21 protein-coding genes are annotated in these 18280 nt (G+C 29.1%); 11 read left to right on the top strand and 10 right to left on the bottom strand.

All coding sequences use genetic code 11. The annotated features are described in order from the left end of the window. Positions 1-84 precede the first annotated feature (84 nt). From MKD41_RS07825 to MKD41_RS07815, 3 genes are all read left to right on the top strand, one after another. On the top strand, positions 85-615 hold the full coding sequence (locus MKD41_RS07825; protein ID WP_240244872.1) for a DUF4136 domain-containing protein: 531 nt from the start codon (positions 85-87) through the stop codon (positions 613-615). 69 nt (positions 616-684) lie between these two features. Next, positions 685-855: a DUF5522 domain-containing protein gene (locus MKD41_RS07820; RefSeq protein ID WP_240244871.1), complete on the top strand. Its 171-nt coding sequence runs from the start codon at positions 685-687 to the stop codon at positions 853-855. 4 nt (positions 856-859) lie between these two features. Beyond that, positions 860-1561, top strand: coding sequence for a DUF4197 domain-containing protein (locus MKD41_RS07815; protein WP_240244870.1), 702 nt, complete (start codon positions 860-862; stop codon positions 1559-1561). Positions 1562-1661: 100 nt separating this feature from the next. Here the strand turns inward: MKD41_RS07815 and MKD41_RS07810 are convergent, their stop codons facing one another. Together MKD41_RS07810 and pyrF are read right to left on the bottom strand one after the other, a co-directional pair. Beyond that, the gene (locus MKD41_RS07810) at positions 1662-2468 is read right to left on the bottom strand and encodes an ABC transporter substrate-binding protein (protein WP_240244869.1); all 807 of its coding nucleotides are present in this window, start codon (positions 2466-2468) and stop codon (positions 1662-1664) included. 105 nt (positions 2469-2573) lie between these two features. Continuing rightward, the gene (pyrF, locus tag MKD41_RS07805) at positions 2574-3395 is read right to left on the bottom strand and encodes an orotidine-5'-phosphate decarboxylase (protein ID WP_240244868.1); all 822 of its coding nucleotides are present in this window, start codon (positions 3393-3395) and stop codon (positions 2574-2576) included. 276 nt (positions 3396-3671) lie between these two features. On the opposite strand from pyrF, the gene tpiA reads away from it, so the two are divergent. The 5 genes from tpiA to MKD41_RS07780 all read left to right on the top strand — a co-directional run bounded on the left by tpiA (position 3672) and on the right by MKD41_RS07780 (position 7708). After that, positions 3672-4430 (top strand): triose-phosphate isomerase, encoded by a 759-nt coding sequence (gene tpiA / locus MKD41_RS07800; RefSeq protein WP_240244867.1) that lies wholly within the window; start codon positions 3672-3674, stop codon positions 4428-4430. A 90-nt stretch (positions 4431-4520) separates the two neighbouring features. After that, a complete protein-coding gene (prmA, locus tag MKD41_RS07795; protein ID WP_240244866.1) occupies positions 4521-5354 on the top strand; it encodes a 50S ribosomal protein L11 methyltransferase in 834 nt (277 codons plus the stop codon). 28 nt (positions 5355-5382) lie between these two features. After that, positions 5383-5658, top strand: a complete 276-nt coding sequence (locus MKD41_RS07790) for an ATP-dependent Clp protease adaptor ClpS (protein WP_240244865.1) — start codon at positions 5383-5385, stop codon at positions 5656-5658. 358 nt (positions 5659-6016) lie between these two features. After that, positions 6017-6328, top strand: coding sequence for an isoamylase early set domain-containing protein (locus MKD41_RS07785; protein ID WP_240244864.1), 312 nt, complete (start codon positions 6017-6019; stop codon positions 6326-6328). Positions 6329-6691: 363 nt separating this feature from the next. Beyond that, entirely contained in the window at positions 6692-7708 is a 1017-nt protein-coding gene (locus MKD41_RS07780; RefSeq protein WP_240244863.1) for a UDP-glucose--hexose-1-phosphate uridylyltransferase, read from the top strand. A gap of 114 nt (positions 7709-7822) precedes the next feature. On the opposite strand, the gene MKD41_RS07775 is transcribed toward MKD41_RS07780, so the two are convergent. Both MKD41_RS07775 and MKD41_RS07770 read right to left on the bottom strand, forming a co-directional pair. Beyond that, positions 7823-11161, bottom strand: a complete 3339-nt coding sequence (locus MKD41_RS07775; protein ID WP_240244862.1) for a glycoside hydrolase family 2 TIM barrel-domain containing protein — start codon at positions 11159-11161, stop codon at positions 7823-7825. A gap of 608 nt (positions 11162-11769) precedes the next feature. Beyond that, entirely contained in the window at positions 11770-11973 is a 204-nt protein-coding gene (locus MKD41_RS07770; protein ID WP_240245020.1) for a hypothetical protein, read from the bottom strand. Positions 11974-12134: 161 nt separating this feature from the next. Here MKD41_RS07770 and MKD41_RS07765 point away from each other — a divergent pair, with 161 nt between their 5' ends. From MKD41_RS07765 to MKD41_RS07755, 3 genes are read left to right on the top strand one after another with little or no spacing between them, the layout of a single operon-like run. Then, positions 12135-12890: a hypothetical protein gene (locus tag MKD41_RS07765; protein WP_240244861.1), complete on the top strand. Its 756-nt coding sequence runs from the start codon at positions 12135-12137 to the stop codon at positions 12888-12890. After that, a complete protein-coding gene (locus tag MKD41_RS07760) occupies positions 12890-13285 on the top strand; it encodes a DUF5675 family protein (protein WP_240244860.1) in 396 nt (131 codons plus the stop codon). The genes MKD41_RS07765 and MKD41_RS07760 overlap by 1 nt, the downstream gene beginning before the upstream one ends. A 12-nt stretch (positions 13286-13297) precedes the next feature. Beyond that, a complete protein-coding gene (locus MKD41_RS07755) occupies positions 13298-13585 on the top strand; it encodes a hypothetical protein (RefSeq protein WP_240244859.1) in 288 nt (95 codons plus the stop codon). A 348-nt stretch (positions 13586-13933) separates the two neighbouring features. Here the strand turns inward: MKD41_RS07755 and MKD41_RS07750 are convergent, their stop codons facing one another. The 6 genes from MKD41_RS07750 to MKD41_RS07725 form a co-directional block, all read right to left on the bottom strand. Then, entirely contained in the window at positions 13934-14953 is a 1020-nt protein-coding gene (locus MKD41_RS07750) for a Kiwa anti-phage protein KwaB-like domain-containing protein (protein WP_240244858.1), read from the bottom strand. Next, positions 14950-15564, bottom strand: a complete 615-nt coding sequence (locus MKD41_RS07745) for a hypothetical protein (RefSeq protein ID WP_240244857.1) — start codon at positions 15562-15564, stop codon at positions 14950-14952. Before MKD41_RS07745 ends, MKD41_RS07750 begins: the two co-directional genes overlap by 4 nt. Positions 15565-15710: 146 nt before the next feature. After that, the gene (locus MKD41_RS07740; protein WP_240244856.1) at positions 15711-16379 is read right to left on the bottom strand and encodes an SLATT domain-containing protein; all 669 of its coding nucleotides are present in this window, start codon (positions 16377-16379) and stop codon (positions 15711-15713) included. Next, positions 16369-16551 (bottom strand): hypothetical protein, encoded by a 183-nt coding sequence (locus tag MKD41_RS07735; protein WP_240244855.1) that lies wholly within the window; start codon positions 16549-16551, stop codon positions 16369-16371. The genes MKD41_RS07740 and MKD41_RS07735 overlap by 11 nt, the downstream gene beginning before the upstream one ends. A gap of 261 nt (positions 16552-16812) precedes the next feature. Then, positions 16813-17220 carry a hypothetical protein gene (locus MKD41_RS07730; protein WP_240244854.1) on the bottom strand — a complete coding sequence of 136 codons (408 nt, stop codon included), beginning with the start codon at positions 17218-17220 and terminating at the stop codon, positions 16813-16815. Between the two features lie 53 nt (positions 17221-17273). After that, positions 17274-17999, bottom strand: coding sequence for a hypothetical protein (locus tag MKD41_RS07725; RefSeq protein WP_240244853.1), 726 nt, complete (start codon positions 17997-17999; stop codon positions 17274-17276). Positions 18000-18280 lie beyond the last annotated feature (281 nt).

Genomic DNA, 18280 nt, shown 5'->3' with positions numbered 1-18280 from the left:
ATTAAGATTATATCTAAAAAAAAAACGTAATAAAATAAAAGCTATTCATCATAAAATATGTTCAATAAAGTAAAATTCAAGAATATGAAAGCCATAAAATTTCTTCCATTAGTGCTACTTTTTTTAGTTGCATCATGTAGTTCTGTAAAAGTTACATCTGATTATGATACATCAACAGATTTTTCTAAATATAAAACGTTTGCATTTTATAAAAAAGGAATTGATAAGGTTGAAATATCTGATTTAGATAAACGTAGAATTTTAAAAGCAATAGAATCTGAATTGCTTGCTAAAGGTTTTACAAAATCTGAAAATCCAGATATTTTGGTAAATATTTTTACTAAAGCACGACAAAAAGTTGATGTTTATAGTAATAACTCTATGCATATTGGTTGGCATCCTTGGTATTATGGTCCAAATTATGGAATGCATATTTCTAAATATACAGAAGGAACACTTTTTGTAGACTTAATAGATGCAGATAAGAAAGAATTAGTTTGGCAAGGGATAGGAAGTGGAGGTTTAACTACTTCTGGTGATGTAGCTAAAAAAGAAGCCAGAATTAAAGAGTTTCTTGCTGAAATAATGGCAAAATATCCACCAACAATTGAATGAAAATAGTTAATAATACGGTTAAAAACGTTCTGATGTTTCAGAACGTTTTTTTATGTTATTTTTTACCCCGTGGAATATAAAAAATTCATTCCTTTAGAAGAAGGAGATTACTATACTAATAAACAAGGATATCGTGTTTTTACAGAAAAATACCTTTTAAAAAGAGGCTGTTGTTGTAAAAATGGATGTAAACATTGTCCGTATGGTTACGATAAAAAAACAGATTCATTTAAAAAATAAAAAAATGTTAAAAAGAATATTATTAATTGCAGTTATTTTTCAATTCTCTGCTTGTTCAGAATTACAACAAGTAATAAGTCAATTGCCTAATACAGGTATTACAAACGAGCAGATAGCTGGAGGTTTAAAAGAGGCTTTAAATAATGGAATTACCAATCAGGTAACAAAATTATCTGCAGAAAATGGTTTTTATAATAACGAATTAACTAGAATTTTACTACCTGAAGAATTACAAAAAGTAGATAATACACTACGTTCAATAGGCTTGTCTAAATTAGCTGATGAAGGTATTAAAGTATTAAATAGAGCCGCTGAAGATGCTGTAGGAGAGGCTATTCCTATTTTTGTTGATGCTATCAAAGGTATGACATTTGCAGATGCAAAAAATATTTTATTAGGAGAAAACAATGCTGCAACACAATATTTACAAACTGCAACTTCTGACACATTGTACCAAAAATTTAATCCAATTATCGCTAATTCTTTTCAAAAAGTAGGAGCAGATCAAATTTGGACAAATTTAATTACCAAGTATAATAGTTTGCCATTAACAAATGATGTGAATCCAGACCTAACAGATTATGTTACTGGAGAAGCTTTAAAAGGTGTTTATGAAATGGTTGAAGTTGAAGAGTTAAATATTAGAACTAAAGTTGGTAGTAGAAGCTCAGACTTGTTAAAAAAGGTTTTTGCCTTACAGGATTAGGTTTTTTTGACTTGAAAAGTTGAAAGGTTTATAGCTGTATAGGTTTAAAGGGGTAAAGGTTTACTGTGTTCACTAAAAAGTAACATTTAGCAATTATTTCTTAGAAATGGCTTTCTAATTTTTTATGTAATTCTTTAAAATAATCAAAAGCTAAAAGCATTCTAGAACCAAACCAACTAAACATTTCGCCATCTCCAAAAACTGTAACAGAACGATTTGTAAAGGTTGCTATTTCCATGGCGTGTTCATCTTTAAAAGGAAAAGGTTCTGAAGATAGTATTACCACGTCTGGATCGCCTTCGTGGCGTATTTTATTGATTTCTACTTTAGGGTAGCGACTCATATCTCCATAAATATTTTCAAACTTATTAAGTAGCATCATTTCGTTGATAAAGGTGTCGTTTCCTGCAACCATCCACGGTTTTGCCCAAATAAAATAAGCAACTTTTCTGGTGGGTTTGTCTTTTATAAATTGTTTAAAATCGTTCATTTTAAACTCAATTTTATGCACTAAATTATCAGCTTCAGTTCTTCGGTTAAGAATTGAACCTAAGTGTAAAATTAAGTCAATAGCTTGTTGTATGGTATTTACATCAGAAAAATAAGTAGGTGCAATTTTTTCTAATTCAGGCAGCATATCGTAAGCGTTTTCTTCTTTATTGCATAAAATAAAGTCAGGGTTTAACGCTTTAATTTTTTCATAATCTACTTTTTTAGTACCTCCAACACTTGTTTTTGTAGGCTTTAAATGATACGGATGAACACAAAACTTGGTAATACCAATCAATTCATTTTCTAAGGCTAGATCATATAATAATTCTGTTTGCGAAGGAACTAAAGAAACAATTCTTTTAGGTGTGTTTTTTAATGTGATTTCTCTTCCAATTTGATCTTTAATTGTTTTCATTGTGTTTTGGTTATCAGGTGTTTAGTGTTTTGGTGGTGGTAAAAATTAATTGGTTTTATACATATTATCTGAGTGAATTTAATTGGATTCACTAAAAGTAAACAGTTAAACCTCAGTAACTAAAATTTTAGCCATTTCTTGTTGCAGTTTTTCAGCTTCTTGTTGTGCTTTTAAAGCAAAATTTTCATCATTTCCAGCATAAATAATTCCTCTTGAAGAATTTATAAGTAGGCCACAGTCTTTATTTAATCCGTATTTGCAAACATCTTGTAAATTACCGCCTTGCGCTCCAACTCCTGGAACTAATAAAAAATGATTAGGTACAATTTTTCTAATATCTTTAAAATATTCAGCTTTTGTGGCTCCAACAACAAACATTAAGTTTTCAGAATTTTTCCAAGTAAGTGCAGTTTTTAAAACCTCTTTGTATAATGCTTCATTTTCAGTTTTTAATCCTTGAAAATCCAATCCGCCTTTATTAGAAGTTAGTGCTAAAAGAATGGTGTTTTTGTTTTTAAAAGCTAAAAAAGGTTCCACAGAGTCACTTCCCATATAGGGAGCTACTGTAACTGAGTCAAAATTTAAATCTTCAAAAAAAGCTTTAGCATACATTGTAGAAGTATTTCCAATATCGCCACGTTTTGCATCGGCAATAGTAAATAATTCAGGATAATTTGTATTGATATGCTTTATGGTTTTTTCTAATGCTTGCCAACCTTTAATTCCGTAAGCCTCATAAAACGCTGTATTTGGCTTGTAGGCAACAGCTAAATGATGTGTGGCATCTATTATTTGTTTGTTGAATTCGAAAATAGGATCTTCTTTAGTTAATAAATATGTTGGAATTTTAGATAAATCAACATCTAAACCAATGCATAAAAAAGATTTTTTTTGTTGAATTTGGGCAATTAATTCTTGTCTGTTCATAGTGTAAAATAAAGTCTAGGGCAAAAATAGTAATTTTAATAGTTTAAGTTCTAATTGAGCTTAAATTTTATGCGTTTAACAATGTTATCTACTTGTTAATATTTTAGGCTTTAGATTGCACTTCTAGTAATTATTATGTAACTATTGAATTAGTTATTTATATTGATTATCAATCGAAAACGATTGCGGAAACATGTCCTTTTTTTCAGCCTTTTTTTCATCTTAAAAGTGTAAATTTGTATGATAAATGAATAGTATAAAGTAAAATATAATATAATGAGAAAACAAATAGTTGCAGGAAACTGGAAAATGAACAAAAATGTTCAAGAATCAACACAATTAGCAAGCGAAATTGTAGCAGAAGTAAAAGACTTAAATCTAGACAATACGCGTGTAATTGTTACACCAACTTTTGTAAATATTAGTGAAGTTGTAAAAGTAGCAAAAGGTTCAGCTGTAGAAGTTGCTGCTCAAAATATGCACCAAGCTAAAAGCGGTGCTTTTACAGGAGAAATTTCTGCTGAAATGTTAACATCTTTAGGTTTAAAAACTGTTATTTTAGGACATTCAGAAAGACGTGAATATTTTGGAGAAACCGATGCTATTTTAGCCGAAAAAGTGGATGCTGCATTAGCAAACGGATTAGAAGTAATTTTCTGTTTTGGTGAAGTTTTAGAAGACAGAAAAGCTGGAAATCATTTTAGTGTTGTTGAAAGTCAAATTAAAAATGCATTATTTCATTTACCAGCTGATGCTTGGAAAAATATAGTTTTAGCATACGAACCAGTTTGGGCAATTGGTACTGGTGAAACTGCTTCTCCAGAGCAAGCTCAAGAGATGCACGCTTTTATTAGAAAAATTGTTACAGACAAATACAATACAGAAGTTGCTGGTGACGTATCAATTTTATACGGAGGAAGTGTAAACCCAGGAAATGCAAAAGAAATTTTCTCTAAAGAAGATGTAGATGGTGGATTAATTGGTGGAGCAGCTTTAAAAGCTGAAAGTTTTATTGCTTTGGTAAATTCTTTTTAAGGAGTTTTTAAAATAAATACAAAATATAGATACGGTTTTCTTTCATTAGCAAAGGAAACCGTATTTTTGCATTTGGAAATAAATTTTGATATGATAAAATACATTGGTTATAATTTTACGGTTTCACCTAAAGAACCTGCTACTGAAATTTTAATTGCGCAATTAGGCTTTGCAGGATTTGAAAGTTTTGTTGAAAATGAAGATGGTGTAACAGCCTATATACAGGAAGATGATTGGAATTCCGAAATTTTAAAAGACATTCAGATTTTAAATTCAGGTGAGTTTGAATTTGCCATTACTGAAGAGGTTATAGAACAAACAAATTGGAATAGTGAATGGGAAAAAAACTTTAACCCAATTCAGGTTGATGATGTGGTGAGTATTAGAGCTCCGTTTCACGAAAACCCAAATTTAAAGTACGACATTATTATAGAACCAAAAATGAGTTTTGGAACTGGGCATCATGAAACAACACATATGATGGTGCAACACTTGTTAAACATAGATTTAACCGATAAAAAAGTATTAGATATGGGGTGTGGAACTGGAATTTTAGCAATTTTTGCTGAAATGAAAGGTGCAAAACCTATTGATGCAATTGATATTGATACTTGGTGTTATGAGAATTCATTAGAAAATGTAGCACGTAATAAATGTTCGCATATTTCAGTTTATGAAGGAGATGCTTCTTTGTTGGTAAATAAAAAATACGATGTAATTATTGCAAATATTAATAGAAATATTTTGTTGAATGATATGCAATCGTATATGAATTGTTTAAATAAAGATGGTGTAATATTGTTTAGTGGTTTTTATCAAGAAGATATTCCAGTTATTGATGCAGAAGTATCTAAATATAATTTTAAAATAGATACCATAATAGAGCGTAATAATTGGGTTGCTTTAAAATATAAGGCCATTTAATTTCATAATAATTTATTATTTTAGCATTATGAGTACCGAAAGAAAAATACAAGAAGAAGTTGAAACATTAGAAAAAGAAACCAATCAATATGAAATTGTGTTGTTTAATGATGATGTTAACACATTTGATTTTGTAATTGATTCTTTAATAGAAGTTTGTGACCATACTTTAGAACAAGCTGAGCAATGTACAATTTTAGTTCACTATAAAGGAAAATGTACCGTAAAAACAGGGGAATATAACGAATTGAAACCACGCTGTAGTAAATTATTAAGCAAAGGCTTATCTGCAGAAATAGTGTAAGAAAAGTCGATGATTTACTACCGACTTTTCAAATAACTTATTTAATTAAAAAGAACATTATTAATTAAAATGAAAAGAGATTTCTCTCTTTTTTATTTAGACGCTAATTACTTGTAAAGCTTACAAATTGTTTATTTAAATATAATAATTAAGAATTTAAGCATTTTTTTAACTGTTTGTAGCTTATTAATTTAAGCTAATTTTATTTTAAGAGAAAACGTTGTATGTGTGTGATATTGATATTTGTCATTTAAAAATAATCTAAAGGTTAAAATAGTGTATAAATATGAAAACTGAGTTGTATTTAAACACTTAATTCTCAATTATATTTGTATTTAAATACTAAACAAAAATTATTATGGGTTTAAAGAAACAATATTTAAAAAGCAAACCGGTATGTAAAGTAACTTTTTCAATGGATAAAGATGCTGTATTAGGAGCCGAAAAAGTTGATTTATTAGGTGAATTTAATAATTGGAATACTGCAGAACCAATTGCTATGAAAAAATTAAAGAATGGATCATTTAAGGTTACAATTGATTTGCCGGCTGGAAATGAATTTCAATTCAAATATTTATTAGACGGTGAAAAATGGGTGAATGATGATAGTGCAGATAAATATGTAAATAGCGGATTAGGAGCTGAAGAAAATTCAGTTGTATTACTATAATACAATTATATATTGGTTAACATAAAAAAAGAGAATTTGAAGTCAAATTCTCTTTTTTTTACTACTAACTAAAAAAATCAAAAACATTACTTATTTCAATTAAGTAATGAAATATACGCCAAAAGTAAGTCTAAATAAGAGTATAATTTATGACTTTTATCATACTTAATTGTTTTTTTTAAAATTCTTTATTTAACAACCTGTTTTTAGATACTTTAGAATAAAATATTTAATTTTTTTATTTCAAAAGTTATTTTTAAGCACTGTATTTATTATTTCTATAAAATTTAAATTATCTTTGTACAAGTTAAATTAAATGTATATTTTACATTTAAAAATGTTTCAGAAAATAAAAATTTTACAATGAATACAGATTTACAAGATTACTCGCATAAACGATACAATATTTTAACTGGTGAATGGGTGTTGGTTTCTCCTCATAGAGCAAAACGACCTTGGCAAGGACAGAAAGAAACATTAAATAAAGAAGTAAGACCTTCTTATGATGAAAGCTGTTATTTGTGTGCAGGAAATACAAGAATTAATGGTGAAGTAAATCCAGATTATAAAGGTTCGTTTGTTTTTACCAACGATTTTGCTGCATTGCAAAAAGATTCTAAGTCTTTTAGTATAAATGATGGTTTATTAAAAGCAGAAAGTGAAACTGGTATTTGTAAAGTAATTTGTTTTAGTCCAGACCATTCAAAAAGTTTAGCTGAAATGTCTATAGACGCTATAGAAAAAGTTGTTGATACTTGGAAAAACGAGTACGAACTTTTAGGGAAGGAAGAAAATATAAATTACGTTCAAATTTTTGAAAATAAAGGATCTGTAATGGGATGTAGTAATCCACATCCACATGGACAAATTTGGAGTCAATCTTCTTTACCTAACGAGGTGTTTAAAAAAGATGTTAAGCAATTAGAATATTTTCAACAAAATAATAGAACTATTTTAGAAGATTATGTAAAACAAGAGCTGGCTCTTAAAGAAAGAATTATTTTTGAGAATGATGCTTTTGTAGTGTTAGTTCCGTTTTGGGCAGTTTGGCCATTTGAAGCTATGATTTTACCAAAAAAAGCACAAAAAAATATAAGTTGTTTAAACGAAGAAGAAGGTAAGCAATTTGCTGAAGCAATTTCGGTTTTAACAAAAGCATACGATAAATTATTTGATTGTTCTTTTCCATATTCTAGTGGAATTCACCAAGCGCCTACAAATAATGAAGATAATAATCATTGGCATTGGCATATGAGTTTTTATCCACCATTATTAAGAAGTGCAACGGTTAAGAAGTTTATGGTTGGATACGAAATGTTTGGTTCTCCACAAAGAGATATTACCGCAGAAATTGCTGCTCAAAGATTAAGAGAATTATAAGAAGTTTAGTTTATATTATTTTTTATTATATCAAAAAAGGATTAAATCTTAAGATTTAATCCTTTTTTTGCATTCTTAATTAGCTTTTAAATTAAAAAACAGTGTGTTTTCAACTTAAAATTTATAACTTAATTTACTTAGTTTAATAAAATCATCTTTTGTTTTATTATTAAAAGGAACTAAATAAAATTGATAATTCTGTTTAGTATTACCCTTAATTAGATAGTAATCTTGTGGTTTAGCACCCCAACTATTATCTCCAGCAACACCTCTTTGTTCTAAATCAATATTTAATTGTATTAAATCTTGTTCTTTAATATCTATTGTATGTTTAGATGTGTTAATTGCTGGAATACCATCAATTCTAAATTCTGGTTCAATATCTTGTGTCTTTCCGTAAACAAGTCCTTCTGTAGTATCAAAATCTTCATTTGGCATATGTAGTGCACTCATACCAAATCCCTTAGATATATTTTTTGAAACTACTAATAAACCGTTGTTATTTGTATCAGAAAAAGCAGCCCAACGTACATCTGTTTTATATCCATTTTCTTGTGGGCGAATGTATGGAACGTATTGATCTTTTACTTTAGAGCTATATAAATCTATAAATGCAGATGCTTTTCTATCTATATAGTTTTCCCAAGGGCCACGACCGTAATAATTCATATTTTCATATTTTTTTGGTAATTGCATACGCATTCCTATACGTGGAATATCTCCTTTGTAAGTTGTTTCATTTAAGGTATTGTCAACTAAAATAACTCCATCACCATTTATAGCATAAGACGAATTAAAAGTAGTTTCAACTCCAGGAAGCTTATAATCTATTGTAACTTTAATACTATTATTAGCTCCTTTTGAAGTTTCAAAATTTGTTACTTTGGCAAATAATGACGCTTTTTTCCATTCAATATTGTTTGCTTGCATTCTATTACCAAAATCATTGTCTGTTGGTGCACGCCAAAAGTTTGGTTTTGGACCATTACCATCTTTTATAAGTTGGTTACCTTTGTATGTGTAAGATGTAATAATTCCATTTTCTTTATTAAAAATAATGGTAACATCTTCATTAGAAATAGTTAAATTTCCATCAGAATCTTTAACAGTAAGTGTATTGTTTGAATAAACTTCCTTAGTATTTTGTTTGAATTTATTTGTTAACATAATTTGCTCATGTGCAACTTCAAACCCAGCAGGAAGTAGGCTCCAAGTTTCTTTTGTAGTTGCTGAAATTTCAACAAAATATTCGGTATTTTCTTTATAATCTACACCATTTAAACTTATTCTAATAAGCTTTCCTGTATGAGTTTCAACAGGAATGCTACCAATATTTATAGATTTTAAAATAGTACCATCAGCTTTAATCTGTGCACTAATGTTAAATTGATCTAAGTTTGTAAAATCGTATAGGTTTTCTACTAATATTCTTATTTCGTTGTGTTTATTAATTCCTTTATTTTTGAAATTAATAAATTCGTGTGCTTTTTTTACTTCATATAAACCAGGTTGTGGAGTACGATCTGGAAAAACAATTCCATTATTTAAAAAGGTGTCATCTGAAGGCATATTTTCACCATAATCTCCACCATAAGCATAATAACGCTCTCCTTTCTCATTAGTTTTCCATATAGATTGATCTACCCAATCCCAAATAAAACCACCTTGTAAATTGTCGTATTGTTCAATAATATCCCAATAATCTTGAAAGTTACCTGTGCTATTTCCCATTGCATGAGCATATTCACTTGGAATAAAAGGTCTGTCTGTTTTAGATTTTCCAATGGCTTCAAAAGTTGCAGGAGATGGGTATTGTGGTACAATTATATCTGTGTTAGTATCCATGTCAAATAAACTACCATCGTAGTCTTTATATGGTCGTTCGTATTGTACAGGTCGTTTAGTTTTATCAGAAGCTTTAATAGCATCGTATCCAGCAAAAAAGTTCACTCCATTTCCAGCTTCATTACCCATAGACCAAATAATTACTGAAGGATGGTTTTTATCGCGTTTTACCATTCTAACCATTCTGTCGACATGGGCTAATTCCCAGCTTTCTTTTTTTGCTAGAGAGTGTTTTCCGTAGTACATTCCGTGCGATTCTATATTTGCTTCATCAACAACATATATTCCATAAATATCACATAATTCGTAAAATCTTCGTTGTTGAGGGTAATGGCTTAAACGTACTGCATTAATGTTATTTTCTTTCCAAAGTTTAATGTCTTTTATTATTTGTTCTTCAGGTACAACATGTCCGGTTTCAGGATTGGCTTCCTGAGTATTTACACCTTTTAAAGTAATACGTTGGCCGTTTACTAAAAGCAATCCGTTTTTAATTTCAACAGATCTAAATCCAATTTTAGTAGGAATTACTTCTAAAACCTTCCCTTTTTTATCTTTTAATTCTAAAATTAAAGTATATAGGTTTGGATGTTCTGCGCTCCATTGTTTTACTTGTGGAATTTCAGCTTTAAAATTTACTTGATTGTTACTAGAAGCATTTACTGAAGTTTTTACATTCTCTGAAGTAATTATTTGTTGATTTTCATCTAATAATTGATAGCTAACTTGTATGTTTTGCTTTTTTAAAAAATGATTTTTTAAAGAAACTGTTAGGTCAAGTAAACCATTTTCATAGGCTTTATCTAATGTTGAAGCAACTTCAAAATCATTAATTCTTACTTTTGGTTGCGCATAAATATAAACACTTCGTTCTATACCGCTAATTCTCCAAAAGTCTTGACATTCTAAATAACTACCATCTGTCCATCTAAAAATTTGAATAGCAATAGTGTTTTTCCCAGGTTTTAAAGCTTTAGAAATATTAAATTCTGCAGGTAATTTACTTCCTTGAGAATATCCGATATATTGTCCGTTTAACCAAACAAATCCACCCGATTTCATAGCTCCAATCTGTAAAAAAACTTCTTTATCGTTCCAATTAGCATCAACAGTGAAATCTCTTCTATAAGAACCAACAGGGTTATAACTGTTTGGAACATTTCCTGGGTCAGCAGGGTAAATACCATCTATTAATTCCATATCATCTGCAACCATAGCTTTGTGATCTGCAAATTCATATTGATGATTTACATAAATAGGGGTTCCATAACCTTCAACTTCCCAATTTGAAGGAACTTTAATGGTATTCCAATCAGAAATATTTTCTGAAGGATTCATAAAAGTTGTAGGTCTATCTTTTGGAGATTTTACCCAATTAAATTTCCAATCACCATCTAATAACTGAAAATAAGTATTGGATATATTTTCGTTTAAAGCATCTTTGTAATTAGAATATGAGGTGAAAGAAGCACGTGCATCTAATTTGTTTTCACTGATTACAGTTTCATTTTCAATATAATATTTGTAGTCCGTAATAGGGGCTTTTTGTTGTCCAAATGAGTTTAGTGTAACTAAGAGAAATAGTAGGAGTTTAGTTGTTTTTTTCATTAGATTTAGTTTAGTTTCAGTTATTTTAATTTTTTTAGGGTAAATAAATGTCTAAAATACAATTATTTTTTGAATTAAAAGGGTAAATAAATGTCTAAAATACAATTATTTTTTGAATTAAATATGATGTTATTAATGCGGCTAATTGATTTACAAATTTGATTATAGGTTATCTGAAATTTTATTTTTAGCTAAAATAAATGGTAGATTTTCTGATGGTTAATTTTTAATAACTACTATTTATTTAATGTTTAAATCAGTAAATTAATAAAAGTTTCTATAAGTTAAGATTTTTACAATTTATTTTAAAATAGTAAATAGGTTAATAAAAAGAAAGATTCTTAGTTGGTTAAAAGGGGAGAGGGTGGATTAAATAAAAAAGCAACTACCTGTATGTTAGATAGTTGCTTTTTTGAATTGTGACCTCGACAGGATTCAAACTTATCAGTTGAGTGCCTTATTTTATAAGGGAATTCCTGCTCCTTGTATATTTTGTTGACCGATTTGTTGACCTAACCTTTGATATCCATTGATTGGTTTTAACTTTCAATCTTAATATCAAATATACAATTTTATCATCATTAAATAAACACAAATAGCATTAAATACTATGATACTTTTTGTAAATATTCATTTACAATTTCTAGATCAATACCACTGTATTCTGCAAATTCTTCTGAAGTAATAAACTGGTGCTTTTGTTTCCCGAAGTGATCTTTAATTTTATTTAGGAGCTTACGACCATAGCGTTCACTTCTACCAGTGATGCACTGAATGTCTTTTGGGTATATGCAAGCTCTTACTATTTTCATTGTTTTCATACACTATCCATACTTTACCCTAGGAGTATCTATGCTTTATCTATACACCTAATTCGGAAGAAAAAACGGGTTTCGGAATGAATGGATACTTGTTTTTTAATTCTTTTATAAATATAACTTCATTTGTTGAGAATTAAAAATTTTATATAATTATGGCTAGACAAAACGGCATTATTAAGTTAAAAGGAACTATCGGAGATATTTCTTTTTACAAAACAAGTGATGGGCATTTGGCCCGTGAAAAAGGTGGTGTGGATGCATCACGAATTAAAAATGATCCTGCGTTTCAAAGAACGCGTGAAAACGGTTCTGAATTTGGAAGAGCTGGTAAAGGTGGTAAAGTATTACGTAATGCGATTCGTGTGTTGTTGCAAAATGCAAAGGACAAAAGAGTGGTTAGTAGATTGACTACTGACTTATTGAAAGTGGTAAAAACAGATGCTACCAACGAAAGAGGTTTAAGAACCATTGAAGATGGTGATTTAAGTCTTTTAAAGGGCTTTGATTTTAATACGAACGGAAAGCTAGGTGCAACTTTGTTTGCTCCTTACACTGCAAGTTATGACAGAGCTTTGGGTGATGTTGTAGTTGATATTGCAGCTTTTGCTCCTGCTATTCGTATTGCTGCACCTTCAGGAACTACGCATTTTAAAGTAGTGACTGGTGCTGCTGAATTGGATTTTGCAGGAGAAACCTCAGCTTTTGAAAATGATGAGACTGCTGTTTTACCTTATGACAGTACAATGGGAGCTGCTATTAGTTTAGCAACTACGGTACCTGCAAATTCAACAAACCCAGTTGTTATTGTATTGGGTGTTGAGTTTTATCAAGAGGTAAATGGGCAAATGTATCCGTTGAAAAACGGTTCTTACAATGCTTTATCTGTTATTGAAGTTGATCAGGCTTAATGGAGTTTTTACTGCATAGAACCTATTTTAAAGAGGGTACCAATGGTGCCCTCTTTTACAAAAACCATTTTATGGGTTTTGTGATTGAATTGCCTTGGTTTGAAAATAAGAAACAAGTTTCCTGTATTCCAGAAGGTGAATATATTTTGAAACCGAGATTTTCTGAAAAGTTTAAACATCATTTACAACTTGAAAATGTTCCTGGCAGAAGCTTGATATTGATTCATCCTGCCAATGATGCACGAACAGAATTAAAAGGTTGTTTGGCTCCTGTAGGACACCTCAACGGTATTGGAAAGGGATTGTATTCAAGGCCCTTGTTTCAAAAAATACTTTCGTATTGCCATCAGGCATTTGAACGAAAAGAAAAAGTAACACTTAACATTAAATCTTAAAAAACATCTATTATGAAAATTACTGAACGTTATAAAACAACAACGCCAAGCTTTTTTAAAAAGCTTAGAAATATAGGTATTGCATTGGCCGCTACTGGTGGTGCTATTATTGCAGCACCAGTTGCTATGCCTGCAATTATTGTAACTATTGCCACTTATTTAACGGTTGCCGGAACGGTGGCAACTGCGGTGAGTCAGGCGGTGGTTTCTGATAATGACGAGGTCCTTGACAAAGACTTAAACGAAGACAAAGACTTAGACGAAAACTTAAACAAAAACGAAGACAAAGACCTTGACTAAGACGAAGTGATGAATAATACAAATATACAAGTACGCTCTGGGGTTGTGGGAGGTACGTTGCTTTCCACTCTATTTAATATTAGCATACACGATGTGGTTTTTACCGTTGTTATGGCTGTTATTGGAGCGGTTGTAAGTTTTATTGTTTCTTGTTTGTTGCGGAAGTTGTTTTCTAAAAAATAAAGCCTAGCTATTTTTAGCCAGGCTTTTTTTTAACGGGTTAGAATATGAAAAGTAGCGGGTTTGAAAACGCACTTTTCAGATGCTTAAAATTAATGTATTTTTGTGTCGTAAATATCATATTTACAATAATTTACCTATTTTTATATGCATTTTTAGCCACTGGCATTATGCTTTTTCTACTAATTCTTTTCCGCTAAATGTTCCATATGGTTTTCCCGAAAACTCACCCTTTTTGTAGAAATCAACTAAGACCTTGATTGTTAAATCAATATCTGTTTCATTTTCAATTAACAGTTTACCACCTTTCTTTTTTAATATTCCTCCATATTTATGAGCAATATCAATCATCCTATCTAATGAATTTTCATTAAGATTGTTATAGTTGTTTGTCTTTTTTAATCTTACCAATTTTTTATGAATCGCAGGAGTTTCTTTAATCTGTGTTTTTAATAATTCCATACCCTCAAACATATTTGTTTCGAGTAATTCATTTGCTACTTTTTCAGCGTGATCTTTAAATTCTTCTGTTAAACAAGTTATTTGTTCGAATTGTGTTTTTTGAAATATATAAAATATATCATTAAAAAATAAACAATCTATTTTTTCATCAAGTGTTATAGTTTCACCTTTTAGTAATTCAAGTTTACTACTTTGCGTGTTAAATTTAGTTCTAAATGACCCTAAAAATTTTCTCTTAGAATTTTCTTCTTCATCTATTGCCACTTTTCCTCTTAGAATTTTTCTAAAAGAATAAATCCATTTGTTTTCACTATCAAAAAAACCAACTGAATAAGCCCAAAGTTCTTGAGTAGAAACAATATCAGTTAAATTATCAATTTTTGGAATTTCAGATTTATTTGAAAGACGATTTTCAACAATATTTGTAAATGACATTGCTTTATTCGTAGTGTCATAAGTGAATATTTGATGAGTGTCATCAGATATTGCCTCATATTCTGTAGTCTCTAATTTTTTTCTGTTAATATAGTTTAATTGTCTAACAGTTAAGCTGTGTAAATGGTTTTGAATTTCATTATCTACATCAACTTGGTAGATTTGAAAATCATATTTATCTAATACTTTGTCTCTTTTTTTAATATTTGGTTTTAAGACTCTTGTTATAAAGTATAAGTGAGAATTTTCAACGGGTAATTCTTCAATTTTTTCTAAAAAAGTTTCTATCATTTTGCAATATTTTTTGAGTAATACATTTTGTTTCCGATTTGGTATAGTTTAACACTATCGTCTTCTTGTAAATATTTATTTTTTGTAATTATCATTCCGTTTTTGATTTTTCCGTTCTCCTCAAATTCAAAGTCAAAAATGGCATATTTTAAATTCATAACGGGATTTATTAGTAATAGTGAAGAATTTATATAAATTCTATAAATAATTATTATAATAAATAGTACAGAAATTAATTCAAACCAAGAATCAAATTTTTGAAATGCAAAAGGAATAATGTAAGTTGCGATGTAACTAATCGCTTCACTATTTTTATTTTTGATATTTGTTACAACCGATGGAAAACCATTATTTGAAGCTTTATCGATATTTGAAAAAGTCAATTGAGCTCCCCAATAACCATAAGCTCCAATAACTATCAGGATTGCTGATAAACCAAATTTTTCAATAAAATTATTAATTGAATTAAAAGTAAATCCACCCCAAACTAAATCTGAAAAATTTATATAAAATTGTTTGAATATTATCAATATAAATAATGGCAAATATGAAGTTACAAACAAAGAAAACTGTGCTCTACTTTCTAAATTATTTGTTTTTTTTATAGTCATTTTTTTCTTTTCGGCTTGTGGCTAACGTGTTTATGTATGGTTAGTTGCGTGGTTTAAGCACTAAAGTTAGCAAATAAATCACAGATAGAAAGTCCGAGAGGACTTTCGTAAGTAGGCTAGAACCTTGTAATTAATTATACACGGAGTTACCACACGTTTTTTATCATTAATCCAATTATAATTATTGGCGGTAAAATTATTAAAACGTGATAAATCAGACTTGTCTTTAAATAGTAATCAGCTTTAATCTTAAAAACAGACCAATCACTCAATTCGTGATATTCCGCTTTAGTTGCTTTAAACATATTATGGTCAATTGGATGATGATTTTCGTGTCTTTCCAAAATCCGTTCATACTTTCTAGATATTTTTTCCGCAAAATCTTTCTTTTCTTTCAGATTTGGTTTGTCAGTCAGAGTTTTAAAAATCCGCAAGTCATTATATAAACTTGAAAGTTCAAGTCCGCAATTATGGAATTGTTTTGCTTTGGTGCTAAAATCTTTAGCGTTTTCTATTTGTCCAAAAACTAAAAGTAGAATTGATAAACAAGTTATTGAATATGCAATTAGATTTTCATCAATATTTTCAGTCGAGTAGATGTTATAAACTGATAAAAGTCCAACTGCTATCAGATAAACCGATAACATACTTGTACATAAATTAGATAAATCTGCAATTTTTAGAAGTCTTTTATTCGCATTAAATCGGCTTCCTTTCGTAGACCAAATTTTATAGTTAAGTTCTTCAATAAATGTCTTGTCTAAATAATCTTTATATGATTTTTTCTTTTCTAATGATGGTTTATTATTTTTCAATTCTTTTTAATCTATTGGTTATATCTATTTCATACTGCTCAAGTAACTGTTGATTGTTAATAGCAACTTTTACGTCACTTTTAATCACTTTCAATTCGTTAATTATTCCATCAAGTTTACTATCCAAAATTGTTTGATTCTTAACTATTCTTTGGTATTGGTCGTCTGTCATAGGTGTTCGCTTTAATGTGTGGTTACGAGTTTTTATAAGATTTGTGCGACTTAAAAATCGGAGATTTTTCGGTTGAAGCAAATCGTTTGTTGAATGTTTGTCGGTTTGTACTAGTTCAAATTTAAGCATAAATTTTATGAGGTGTTGTAAAATGTAGCTTTTCAATCTAGTGCTAAAATCGTACTGATTCAATTCTCAAATCCTCTTAAATTGGAAAATGTGAAAGATTCTCGATTTAGTTACTATTTTGTCAATTTGGTTTTATTTGACAAAAGTATGTTCTAAAATGCGAGTTTCTCCATTATAAACAATAGTCCATTTAAAAGTAACACCATAAAAAACGTAAAGGAAATTTTTTCCATCTAACCATTCTCCTCCATTTTTTGGAACGGTTATAAAATCGTTTTTGTAATTTTTAGAGTATAAAACATCTCCGTTTTTTGCGGTAACTTCTAAGCTACGTACATTAAAATCAACATCATTATTATTATTTGTGATAACTGAAAATACAGAGCCTGAAAAAATAATTAATTCAGGTTCGTAATTTTCAGTTGAAAATGATAATTTAACATTCTTTGCTATATCGTCAATTGTTAATTTAGGATCATCGTCCTTTGAGCAGTTTGTAAATAAGGTTATAATTGCGATTAGGAATAGTGTCTTTTTCATAGTTTATTTAGTTTAAAGTGATTTTAATTTTGAAAAAAAAGGCTAAGGTGGTTTTAATTAACAGTAAAATTATAACTTACATCGATATCGGAATTATCAACTATTATTTTTTTTGAATACACTTTACCCATAAAGCTAAGCACGTCTAAACCACTTCTGTTTTTAGACTGGATAACTACATAATATGTTCCATTCTCAACTTTTTTAAACGTAAACATTCCGAGACCGTTTGCAGTATTTGTTTTAACGTTTTTTGAGTTTGATAAGTCTATTAACGATTCAGCAGCTTTACGGCAATAAATATTCCACTCATCATCTGTAAGTGCCTTATTTTCCTGTAAATCATTTGTCCATTTTTCTAATTCCTTTTTTTTATCTTCAATCTTTTTATTAAATGGTTTTAAATCATCCACTATATTTTTATAATCTTCCTTATTCTTTTCTTGTAGATGCTTGTTTTTATTCTCTAATTTTTCTTTTTGTTTAATCAGCTTTTTATAGTCATTTTCTGAATTATATTCAGCTAAGCTTTTAATACAACTATTTGCTAAAAATCTTTTGCTGTTCATCAGCGAATAGTTTTTTAAGTTTTCGTAATTCTTAATCTTTGAAAACATTGTACTGTCAATTAGATAAACTTTAGAACCGACGTCTGCTTTATTTCCTTGATAATAATTGAATAAGTATGTTACTGTTCCTGAAACCTCATTTTGACTAAATACTTTAGTTGTATTTATAAAAATGATAATAGAAGCAATTAATAATAGTGCTTTTTTCATAATTTGTAATATTTATGTTAAAATTTAGAATTTTCTTTTATTACTTTGTTGTTTTTGTTATTACTCCTTTTATAATGTTCATTTCTCTAATTATTAATAAAATCAATCCGTTTTTTGAATTGTTAATCCGCTATATTTTACAACTAGTTATATCCAAACATTTATTAAGGTTTATCCGATGCTGTTTCTGGATAAACGTATGTTTGAGTTATTTTTGATTGTGCAATTTTTCAATGTACTAATTTAATAAAAAAGAGCTTCAAAAATATGATTGTCTCCAA

Source organism: Lutibacter sp. A64 (assembly GCF_022429565.1).
In the GTDB taxonomy this organism is placed as follows: Bacteria; Bacteroidota; Bacteroidia; order Flavobacteriales; family Flavobacteriaceae; genus Lutibacter.
Note: the sequence above shows the minus strand (reverse complement) of the source record. Positions and strands in the feature narration are given on the sequence as shown.